The following is an 11,984-nucleotide window of genomic DNA, read 5'->3' on the forward strand; positions in this document are numbered from 1 at the left end:
GATATACAACTCTCCGACCACACCTGCGGGCACCGGCCGCAGCCAGCCGTCCAACACAAAAAACGCCGCCCCCGACAACGGGACCCCGATGGGGCTTACCGTGCTCTCGACGTCGCCGGGGACGATCTCCCGAACGGTCGCATGCACGGTCGTCTCCGTGGTGCCGTACAGGTTGAGTAGCCGTGGCAGACGGGGGTGATTGTCCAGCCAAGGTCTGATCCGTTGTGGCTCAAGGGCTTCCCCGGCGAACAGCACGGCCTCGAGCGCCAGCTGTTCGGGCCCGTCCACGGTCTGCAACGCGTAGAACGCCGACGGCGTTTGGCTGAGGACGGTGACGTGTTCGGTGGCGAGCAGGGCGCGAAGGTCGTGCGGTGAGTAGGTGATCGTCTCGGGCACAATCACCAGCCGCCCGCCGCGCAAGAGGGCTCCCCAGATCTCGCACACCGAGACGTCGAAAGCCAACGAATGGCATTGCGACCAAACCTGTTTCGGTGTGAGCTCGTCGTCGAGTGAATGCAGGAGTTCGGCGACGTTTCGGTGGGTGATGGCCACGCCTTTGGGGGTGCCGGTGGTGCCGGACGTGTAGATCACGTACGCGATGTCGTGGGGGACGGGGTGCGGTAGCGGGGTTCCGCGCGGGGCGGCGGCGGTGGTCGTGATGACAGGAAGGTCAGGGTCGTGCAGCCGTTCGCGTAGCTCGGGGGTGGTGATAGCGGCGATGGGTGTGGCGTCGGACAGGATGAACGCGATACGGGTGTCGGGGAGGGCCGGGTCGACGGGCAGGTAGGCGGCCCCGGTTTTCAGCACGGCCAGGATCGTGACGACGGCGTCTTTGCTGCGGGGCATGAGTACGGCGATGCGGGCGCCGGGAGCCGCGCCGTAGCCGCGCAGTTGGTGCGCCAGTGCGGTGGCGGCGGTGTCGAGTTGACGGTAGGTCAGGGTGTGGCAGCCGTCGCTGATCGCGACGGCGTCGGGGACGGCGGCGACCTGGATGGCGAACGCCGCGGGGATGGAGATGCCGGCCGGCGCGGGGCGGGCCAGCATGGCCTGGTTGCCCCAGTCGTGCAGGCGGGCGTGATCGGTGTGGTCGAGAACATCGATCGAGCACAGGGTTCGGGTCGGTGTGTGGGTCATGGTGGCCAGCATCCGAGTGAAACGGCTTGCGAGGGTGCAGATGTCGGCGGGGGTGAACGCCGTGGTGTCGTATTCGATGCGCAGGCCCAGTTCGGTGCCGGGTATCGCTTGCAGGGTCAGCGGGTAGTGGTTGTACTCACGGTTGCTGAATTCGGAGACGGTCAGCCCGTCGACGCGCAGCGGGTCGGTGGCGTCGAGCGGGTAGTTCTCGTAGACGAACAAGGTGTCGAACAGCTGCTCGTGGCCGCTGAGGCGGTGGATGTCGGACAGCGCGAGATGGTGATGGTCCAGGGTGCGGTGGTGGGCCTGGTGCAACTGGGCCAGCAGGTCGGTGGTGGTGGCGGCCGCGCTCAGGTTGGCCCGAACCGGCACGGTGTTGATCAACAAGCCCACCATCGACTCGGCGCCCGGTATCTCGGCCGGCCGCCCGGATACCGTTGTGCCAAAGGCGATATCGGCGCGCCCGGTCATCGCGCACAGCAGCTGGGCGTAGGCGCCCTGCAACACGATGTTGACGGTGGTGTGGCAGGCGCGGGCCAACTCGGCGGCAGCCGCAGTGACCGCCGCTGGCACCACAAATGACGCCACCGACCGCGCGCCGAGCCCCAACCGGGCGGGTGGGCCGACCAGGGTTGGGGTCTCAAATCCGGTCAGCACCTCGTGCCAGGCGGTGCGGGCGGCCTGCCCGTCGCGTGCGGCCAGCCAGGACACGAAGGCGCGATACGAACCCGGCTCGGGTAGGCGCTGCCCGTCGTAGCTGGCGAACAACTCACGCACCAGGATCGGCAGCGACCAGCCGTCCATCACGATGTGGTGATTGGTCAACACCAACCGATGCGAATCCTCACCCAGGCGGATCAACACCGCGCGAAACACTTGTTGATCCACCAGATCACACACCGCGGCACGCTCGGCCGCACACACCGCCTCGATCTGCTCGTCCACCCCGACACCGTCGACGTCGACATAGCGCCACGGCACCCACGGATCGGTCGGAATGATCTGCACCGGCTCGTCGAACTGATCGGAAAACCGCGCCGCCACATGGGGATGCCGATGCACCACCGCATGCAACGCATCCCGCAGCCGATGCACATCCAGCCGGCCGCTCAACCCGATACCGAGCTGCACCGCATACACATCGTCGGCACTGCCCCGCGCCGCGACGGCGTGAAACAACAACCCCTGTTGCAAGGGGGTCAACGGCAAGACATCGGCGATCCGCATGCGGCGGCTCAGAGATCCCTGGCCGGGCTGACGTGTCTGGCCAACTGCCGGCTCAGACTGCTGATGGACAGCGCGTTGATCAACACGGGCACCTCGAGGTGAACGTCAAGCGCGGTGTTGATCGCTGCGATCGCCCGCATAGCGGAAAGCGAATCGCCGCCGAGATCGAAGAACGACTCATCGACCCCCACCCTGTCCACACCCAGCACCTCGGCCCAGATGCCGGCCAGAATCTGCTCGACCAGTGTGGTTGGAGCACGATAACCGGCACCGTTGTCGCAATGCCCGGACTCCGCCGTCGACGCGGTCGGAGGCTGGGCGAACAGCGCCCGCTCGTCCAGGTCGATCGCCGACAACGGCTGTGTCGCGTCGTCGGCCATGGCAGTCAGCACTCGCTGCAACCGCTCGATCAGCGCTTCGATGATGGCCGCGTCGAACACATCCGCTCGATATTGGACGACGAGTTCCAGTTCGCGGCCCGGCACGGCCTGGATCGCCAGCGGGTAGTGGTAGTGGTCGCGGTTGGTGAGCCCGCTGATGACCAACCCGTCCGCGCCCGACAATGCGGCCGCGTCGGTCGGATAGTTCTCGTAGACCAAAACGGTGTCGAACAGCCGCTCGTGACCGGTGGTCCGATGGATGTCGGACAGCGCCAGGTGTTGGTGTTCGAGGGTGTGGTTGTGGGCGTTGTGCAATTGGTCGAGCAGGTCGGTGGTGGTGGTGGCCGCGTCGATCGTCGCCCGCACCGGCACGGTGTTGATCAGCAGGCCGATCATCGACTCCGCACCGGTCACCTCCGCGGGGCGGCCGGAAACCACTGTGCCGAAGGCGATGTCGTGGTGGCCGGTCAGCCACCTCAGCACGGTCGCGAAGGCGCCCTGCAGCACGGTGTTGACGGTGGTGTGTGACGAGCGGGCCAGCTCGGCGACCGCCCGAGTGGTGTGCTCAGGCACCCGGAACGATGCGACGTCTCGCGGTCCCAACCCCAACCGGTCGGGTGGACCGATCAATGTGGGGGTGTCGAAGCCGGCCAACACCTCGCGCCAGGCGTCGCGGGCGGCGTCGCGATCCCGCCCGGCAAGCCAGGCGATGAACCGGCGGTACGGCACGGCCGGTGGGAGCCGCTGCCCGTAGTAGCCGGCGAACAACTCCCGCAACAGGTTTGGCAGTGACCAGCCGTCGAGCACGATGTGGTGATTGGTCAGCACAAATCGGTGCTGATCGTCGGCGGTGCGGATCAACACCGCCCGAAATGCCGGCCGGTCGGCGAGGTCGAAGACCGCGGCGCGTTCGTCGGCGCACACCCGCCCGACCTGCTCGTCGAGGTCGAGGTCGAGGTCTGCGCCGCTCAGGTCGACAAGTCGCCACTGAGCGACGGGATCGGCCGGGACGATCTGCACCGGCTCGTCGAACTGCGGGCAGAAGTGGGCCGCCAAATGGGGATGCCGAGTCACGACCGCCTGCACGGCATCACGCAGCCGACGCGGATCCAGCCGACCGGTCAGCGTGATATCCAGCTGCACCGCGTAGACGTCGTCGCTACCTTGCGCGCCGCTGGCATGCCCGGCACTCGCATGAAACAGCAGACCCTGCTGCAGGGGCGTCAACGGCAGAATGTCGGCGACGCGATACTGCCGGCACAGTTCGTCGATCTGTTGCTGACGCAGCCGGGCCGGCGCGATGTCCGACGGCGTCAACCCGCCGCCACCCCGCCTGACATACGCGCAGATACCGGCCAGGGCCTCGAACCACAACCGGCTCAGCCTGCTCACCTGCGCGTGATCGAGCGCCGAGGGCGCCCACGTCCAGCCGGCTTGCAGGTGCGGGCCGGTGTCGGTGTCGACCGTGCCCGCGTTGAGCTCCACGGTGTGCAGCAACGGCATCGGGATGGCGGTGGACACCGCGGTCACAGTCCCGCTGTCCGGGCTGATGCACCACCCCTCGTTGGCCGCCGCCGCCGATGAACCACCAAGGCGGCCAAGGTAATTGAACCCGATCACCGGGTCCGGTCCGCCCAGATCGACGTCGGCGTTCAGGTAGCGCAGCACACCGTACGTCAACGGATCCGGTAGCGCGCGCAGCTGCTCCTTGGCGGCTTTGATCACCGCGCCCAGCCCGGCGTCGCCGGCCACCACCTGCACCCAGGACAGCCCGCCGACGGTCAGTGCCACCGGAAATTTAGTGGTGAACCAACCCACCGTCCGAGACAGGTCGACGTCGGCGGACAGCTCGTCGTGGCGGCCGTGGCCCTCCACGTCGATCCCGACCGGCGCGCCGCCGGTGCCCTGAAACTCCGTGCACGCCAAGGCGAACGCGATCAGCAGGATGTCGTGTATCCCGGTGTGGAAAGCGCTCGGCACTTCGCCGAGCAGCAGCTGGGTGGTCTCGCTATCGAGCAGCACCGACAACTGGCCCGCGGTCTGGAAGGTGTCCTCCTCGGGGCGCACGGCTGGCAGCGCGGCGGGCACCGCAGCGGCCCGACGCCAGGCTTCGGTCATGCCGACGGCGGACGGGCTGTGGGCATGCTCTGCCAGCAGAGCTGACCACCTGGCGAACGACGTACCGGTCGCCGGCAATGCCACCTGCTGGCCGGCGCGATGTTGAGACCAGGCAATGTTGATGTCTTCCAACAGGATTCGCCACGACACTCCGTCGACGGCCAGGTGATGCACGATCATCGCCAACTGAGCGGTGGACGCCGCCCACACCGCGCTGAGCATCACCCCGCCGGCCGGATCGAGGAGCGACCGCGCCGTCACGACCGCGTCGTCGGACAGCGCATCGACCGTTCGCAGGCACACCCGGGCATCGACCGAACCCGCCTCGGGCGCGTGCAGCGACCAACCGCCCGCACCGTCGTCGATGACCCGCAGTCGCAGCATGGCGTGGCGGTCCAGCAAGGCCTGCAGCATCACCACCACGTCGGCTTCGGTCACCCCGGCGGGGGCCTGCAGCAGCACCGACTGGTTGAATTCCGTTGTCGGGCCGTCGATGTCGTGCAGCCAGCGCATGATCGGGGTGGCCGTCAACGGCCCCACGCCCTCGTCGATCACCTGCTCCGCACGGGCCGTCACCTCGGCAACCCGGGCCAGCCGAGCCACGGTCTGTTCGACGAACACGTCGCGTGGCCGGCACACCACCCCGGCGGCCCGAGCTCTGGCCACCACCTGCATCGACAGGATGCTGTCGCCGCCGAGTTCGAAGAAGGACTCGTCGACGCCGACCCGCTCGAGGCCCAGGACTTGGGCGTAGATGCCGGCCAGGATCTCCTCGACGGCGTCTTCCGGGGCGCGATAACGATCGACGTCGTGATATTCGGGGGCCGGCAGAGCTTTCGTGTCGAGCTTGCCGTTGACGGTCAGCGGCAGCGCGTCGACCGCCACCACCGCGGCCGGGATCATGTAGGCGGGCAGCCGTTCGGCCAGCGCGGCGCGCACCATGGCCGGGTCGACGGCCCCGGTGATGTAGCCGACCAGCCGCTTGTCCCCGGGGCGGTCTTCGCGGGCGATCACCACCGCCTGCCCGACACCGGGCTGCTCGCTCAGCGCGGCCTGAACCTCGCCGAGCTCGATGCGATACCCGCGGATCTTGACCTGCTCGTCGGCGCGTCCCAGATACCGCAGCTGTCCATCGGCATTCCAGCACACCAGATCTCCGGTGCGATACATCCGGTCCCCGGGCGCTCCGAACGGGCACGCGACAAACCGCGTGCCGGTCAACCCGCTGCGTCCCACGTACCCGTAGGCGGCGCCGGCGCCGGCCACGTACAGCTCGCCGACCACGCCCGCCGGCACCGGCCGCAGCGAACTGTCCAGAACGAAGAAGCCGAGATGGGCCAGCGGCAGACCGATCGGGCTCGCCGTGCTGTCGACGTCGTCGGCGCGGATCTCCCGGAACGAGGCATGGACCGTCGTCTCGGTGATGCCGTACATGTTGATCAGACGGGGCAGGCCCGGATGGCTGTCCAGCCAGGCACCGAGACGCTGGGGCTCCAGCGCCTCACCGCCGAACACCACGAGTTCGAGCCGCAGCCGGCTGCCCAGCTCGGGCGATAATCCGTCGGCGGTCTGCAGCGCATAGAACGCCGACGGGGTCTGGCTCAACACGTTGACCTTTTCGGCAACCAGCATGGCGTGCAAGTCTTCCGGCGAGCGCGCCACCGAATCGGGCACGATCACCAGCCGCCCGCCGTGCAGCAGCGAACCGAAGATCTCCCAGACCGAGAAGTCGAAGGCCAGCGAATGACTCTGCGTCCACACCTGTCCGGCCGATAGGCCCAATTCCGCGTTCAGCACCTCGAGCAATCGCGTGACGTTCCGGTGTGGAATCGCCACCCCCTTCGGGGTTCCGGTGGTGCCGGAGGTGTAGATCAGGTAGGCGATGCCATCGGGGGCCGGTGCCAGCGGTGCGGTAGCGGGTTGGCTGTCGACGACGGGATCGTCGACGTCGACCACCAACAGGTCGCGCCCGCCCAGCCGACCGGCCAACCCTGCCGTGGTGATCGCCGCGATCGGTGCGGCGTCATCGAGCACGAACCCGATCCGCGCCGCGGGCACCGCCGGATCGATCGGGACATACGCCGCACCGGTTTTCAGCACCGCCATGATCGCGACGACGGCTTCGCTAGACCGTGGCAATAACAGCGCCACCCGCTGCCCCGCGGCCGCGCCGAGGCCGATCAGTAGATGCGCCAACCGATTCGACGCCTCGTCCAGTTCTCGATACGTCATCGAGTGTTCGCCGAGGGTGAGCGCTGTCGCCTCCGGCGTCCATGCCACCTGCGCGGCGAACACCGCCGGAATCGACACCGGCGCGCTCACCGGCGCGGTCAACGACGCCCGGTTGCCCCAGCCGTCCAACCGCGCGTGCTCGGTCTCGTCGAGCACATCCACCGACGACAGTCGCAGGTCTGGAGCGCCGGTAATCGCGACCACCACGCGACGCAACCGCTCGATGAGCGTGTCGATGCTGGCGGCGTCGAACACGTCGGTGCGGAATTCCACCGACCCGCCGATCCCCGCGGGTTCACCGGCGCTGCTCCAGCGTTCGGCCAACGAGAACGACAGGTCCACCCGGGCGGCGCGGGTGTCGACCGGCAGCGGGGTGACCGACAGGTCGCCAAGCGTTAATTCGGTGGCGGGCTCGCCGGCCTCGCCGGGCAGGTTTTGCCACGCCAACATCACCTGCACGAGCGGGTGATGGGTCAGGCTTCTGGTGGGGTTGAGCCGCTCGACCAGCACCTCGAAAGGCACGTCTTGGTGTTCGTAGGCGGCCAGGCTGCGTTGACGGACTTGAGCCAGCAATTCGGCAACGGTGGGATCCCCGGACACGTCGAGCCGCAGCACCAAGGTGTTGACGAAAAAACCCACCAGCCCGTCCAGTGCTGGATCGCGGCGCCCTGCGATCGGAAAGCCCACTGCCACATCAGAATTGGCGCTGAGCTTGGCCAGCAGGATCGCCAGCGCGGCCTGCATCACCATGAAGCCGGTCGCGTTGTGCTCGCGCGCCATCCGGGCCACCTGCTGTTGCAACTCGACCGGCCAGTCGATCGCTGCGGTGGAGCCACGCTGATCGGCGACCAATGGATAGGGCCGATCGGTGGGCAACTGGAGCCGCTCGGGCATCCCGGCGAGGGCCTGCTGCCAGTAACCCACCTGCGCGGCGATGCGACTACCGCTGTCGTCGAGATCGCCGAACTGCGCGCGCTGCCACAACGTGTAATCCGCGTACTGCACCGGCAATTCGGCCCATCCCGGCGCCTGGCGGGCAGACCGGCCGGTGTAGGCCGTCTCGAGATCTCGCACCAGCGGGGCGATCGACCAGCCATCGGCGACGATGTGGTGCGCAACGGCGACCAGCACGTGTTCGTCATCGGCGACCCGGAAAAGCGTTGCGCGTAATGGTATTTCGGCGGAAAGGTCGAAGCTGTGCCGGGTCGCCTCGCCGACGGCGTCTTCCAGCCGCTGGACCGGCCACGCGGTGGCGTCGACCACCTGCCAGCCGAAGTCGGCCTGCTCGGCGGGTATCACGCACTGCTGGGGTATCCCGTCGGTGGCGACGAACAGCGTGCGCAGGCTTTCGTGGCGGCCCACCACGTCGGAGAGCGCGGCGGCGAGCACGTCGGCGTCGAGTCGTCCGCGTAGCCGCAGCGCTACCGCCAAGTTGTAAACCGGTGACGGGCCTTGCAATTGGTCGATGAACCACAGCCGCTGCTGCGCAAACGACAACGGGATGACCGCGGGCCGCGCGACGGCCACCAACGGCTCGAGCAGATCTTCGTCGGCGCCAATCCGGAGCGCCAACTGGGCCACCGCGGGCGCCTCGAACACGGCACGCACCTTGACGCCGCCGGCCATTTCGTTGTTGATGGCCGCGACCAGGCGCATCGCCGACAGCGAATCCCCGCCCAAGTCGAAGAACGAGTCGTCCACTCCGACCCGCTCAAGCCCGAGCACCTGCGCGTAAATGCGCGTCAGGATTTCCTCGGTGGGGGTGCTCGGGGCCCGGTAGCGCTCGGTGTCGTCGTACTCCGGCACCGGCAGGGCCCGTTTGTCGAGCTTGCCGTTGACCGTCAAGGGCAGCGCGGTCAACGCCAGCACCGCGGCCGGAACCATGTAGGCGGGTAGTCGCTCGGCGAGGGCGGCCCGCGCGGTGACCGGGTCGGCGGTCCCGGTCAGGTAGCCCACCAGGCGCGGTTCGCCGGGACGGTCTTCGCGCGCGATCACCACGGCGTGCTCCACGCCGTCGAGCGCCGCCAGGGCGGCCTCGACCTCGCCGGGCTCGATGCGATACCCGCGAATCTTGACTTGCTCGTCGGCACGCCCGAGATACTGGAGTTGGCCGTCCGCGCGCCATCGCACCAGATCACCGGTGCGATACATCCGAGTGCCCGGCGCACCGAACGGGCACGGCACGAATCGCGACCCGGTCAACCCCGGCCGGCCCAGATACCCAAGGGCCACACCACGTCCGGCCACGTACAACTCGCCGACGACACCGGCCGGCACCGTCCGCAACGACTCGTCGAGCACGAACAGCGCCGTCGTCGATACCGGCGCGCCGATCGGTACCGTGTCGATTCCGGCTGGCAACGGCGAGCTCAGCGAGGCGTACACCGTGACCTCGGTGGGGCCGTAGGCGTTGATCACCACCCGCCCAGGCGCCCATCGATCCACCACCTCGACCGGGCAGGCCTCACCGCCGAGCAGCAGCGCCACCGACTCCAACCCTCGGGGGCTGAGTGCGGCCACCGCAGAGGGAGTCTGGGTGAGCACGTTGACGTGTTCGCGGACCAGGAGATCGTGGAAGTCCTCCGGTGAGCGAACCACCGAGTCGGGGACCACCACCAACCGTCCCCCGCACAGCAGCGCGGCCCAGATCTCCCATACCGAGAAGTCGAAAGCGTAGGAGTGGCATTGCGTCCACACCTGTGCCGCCGGCAGGTTCCGCGGCGAGGACGCCGCCAAATGGTTCAGGTTGTGGTGGGTGACGGCAACGCCTTTGGGCGTGCCGGTGGTGCCCGAGGTGTAGATCAGGTACGCGATGTCGTCCGGGTCGGGCACCGGCGGTGCGGTGTCGGGTTGGTGGCCGACAGCCGGGTCGTCGATGTCGATCAGCAGGAGGTCGCGGCCGTGCAGTCGTCCGCGCGACCCGGCGTTGGTGATCGCGGCGATCGGGGCGGCGTCGTCGAGCATGAACGCGATGCGTGCGTCGGGCAGCGCGGCGTCGATCGCCAGGTAGGCCGCCCCGGTCTTCAACACCGCCAGCATCGCGACGACAGCCTGAGCCGAGCGTTCCAACATCAACGCCACGCACGAACCTCGGCCGACGCCATGGCCGGACAGCAAGTGCGCCAACCGATTAGCGGCCTCGTCGAGCTCTCGATAGGTCAGCGAGGTGCTCCCGAAGGTCAGCGCCTCGCCCGCCGGCTTACGGGCCACCTGTGCGGCGAACTGCACCGGAACCGACACCCGGGTGGGTGCGGGGTGGGTCAACGACGCCCGGTTGCCCCAGCCCTCCAGCCGGGCATGCTCGGCCGCATCGAGCACGTCGATCGACGACAGCCGGCGGGCCGGATCGGCGGTCATCGCCGCCACCACTCGGCGCAACCGCTCGATCAGCAGCCGGACGCTGGCGGCGTCGAACACGTCGGTGCGGAATTCCACCGACCCGCCGATCCCCGCGGGCTCACCGGCTGTGCTCCAGTGCTCGGCCAGCGAGAACGACAGGTCCACCCGCGCGGTGCGGGCGTCCACCGGCACCGCAGTGACGGACAGGTCGCCGAGCGTCAATGCGGCGGCGTCCTCCCCGGCATCGGCGGGTAGGTATTGCCAGTCCAACAACACTTGCACCAGCGGGTGATGGGCCAGGCTTCGGGTGGGGTTGAGCCGCTCGACGATGACTTCGAAGGGCACATCTTGATGCTCATAGGCGGCCAGGCTGCGCGCGCGAACCTGGTCGAGCACCTCGGCGATGGTCGGGTCGCCGGTCAGATCGACTCGCAGTACCAGGGTGTTGACGAAGAAACCGACCAGCTCGTCTAGCGCCGGGTCACGCCTCCCCGCGATCGGAAAGCCCACAGCGACATCAGAACTGGCGCTGAGCTTGGCCAGCAGGACCGCCAGGGCGGCCTGCATCACCATGAAGCTGCTGGCGTTGTGTTCGCGAGCCACCCGAGCAATCTGCTGCTGCAACTCGACCGGCCAGTCCACCGCCACCTTGGCGCCGTCCTGATCGGCGACCGGCGGATAGGGCCGATCGGTGGGCAGCTGCAGCCGCTCGGGCATGCCCGCCAGAGCGTCCACCCAATAGCCGAGCTGCGCGGCGATGGGACTGCCGTCGTCGTCGATGTCGCCGAGCTGCGCGCGCTGCCACAACGTGTAATCGAGGTACTGCACCGGCAATTCGGCCCAGCCCGGTGCATGTCCGGCACACCTGCTGGCGTAGGCCATCCCCAGATCTCGCACCAGCGGGTTGATCGACAGCCCATCGGCGGCGATGTGGTGCACCACGCCCACCAACACGTGCTCGCTCTCACTGACACGAAAAAGTGTTGTCCGCAAAGGTATTTCGGCGGCAAGATCGAAGCTGTGCCGGGCCGCCTCGCCGACGGCCTCCTCTAACCGGTCGGCCGGCCATGAGGTCGCGTCGACCACCTGCCAGCCGAAGTCGGCCTGCTCGGCGGGTATCACACATTGCTGGGGTATCCCGTCGGTGGCGACGAACAGCGTGCGCAGGCTTTCATGACGATCCACCACATCGGAAAGCGCGGCGGCCAACGCGTCGACGTCGAGTCGCCCGCGCATCCTCAGTGCCACGGCTATGTTGTAAACCGGTGACGGGCCTTGCAATTGGTCGATGAACCAGAGTCGACTCTGGGCAAAGGACAATGGAATGACCGCCGGCCGCTCGCGAGCCGTCAATGCCGACGCGGTGGGTTGGGCGTCGTTCGGACGCGCCCAGTCGGCGAGGGCGGCAACCGTGGGTTGGTCGAAGATGGTTTGCACGGGGATGTCGATGCCGAGTTCGGTGTGGATGCGGGTGGCTAGGCGCATGGCGAGCAGGGAGTGGCCGCCGAGGTCGAAGAAGGAGTCGTCGATGCCGACCTTGTCGAGGTTGAGGAG

The 11,984-nt window shown here is 68.1% G+C and carries 1 protein-coding gene and 1 pseudogene; both read right to left on the reverse strand.

The window, feature by feature from the left end:
• Positions 1-2,418 (reverse strand): annotated as a pseudogene (locus A5658_RS00755) (AMP-binding protein); the annotation flags it as partial.
• Positions 2,370-11,984: non-ribosomal peptide synthetase (locus A5658_RS00760; protein WP_197503002.1), on the reverse strand; the 9,615-nt coding region annotated here is incomplete at its 5' end. The gene A5658_RS00760 and the pseudogene A5658_RS00755, both read right to left, overlap by 49 nt.

Origin of the sequence: Mycobacterium sp. 1245111.1 (genome assembly GCF_001673405.1) — a bacterium.
Classification (GTDB): Bacteria; Actinomycetota; Actinomycetes; order Mycobacteriales; family Mycobacteriaceae; genus Mycobacterium.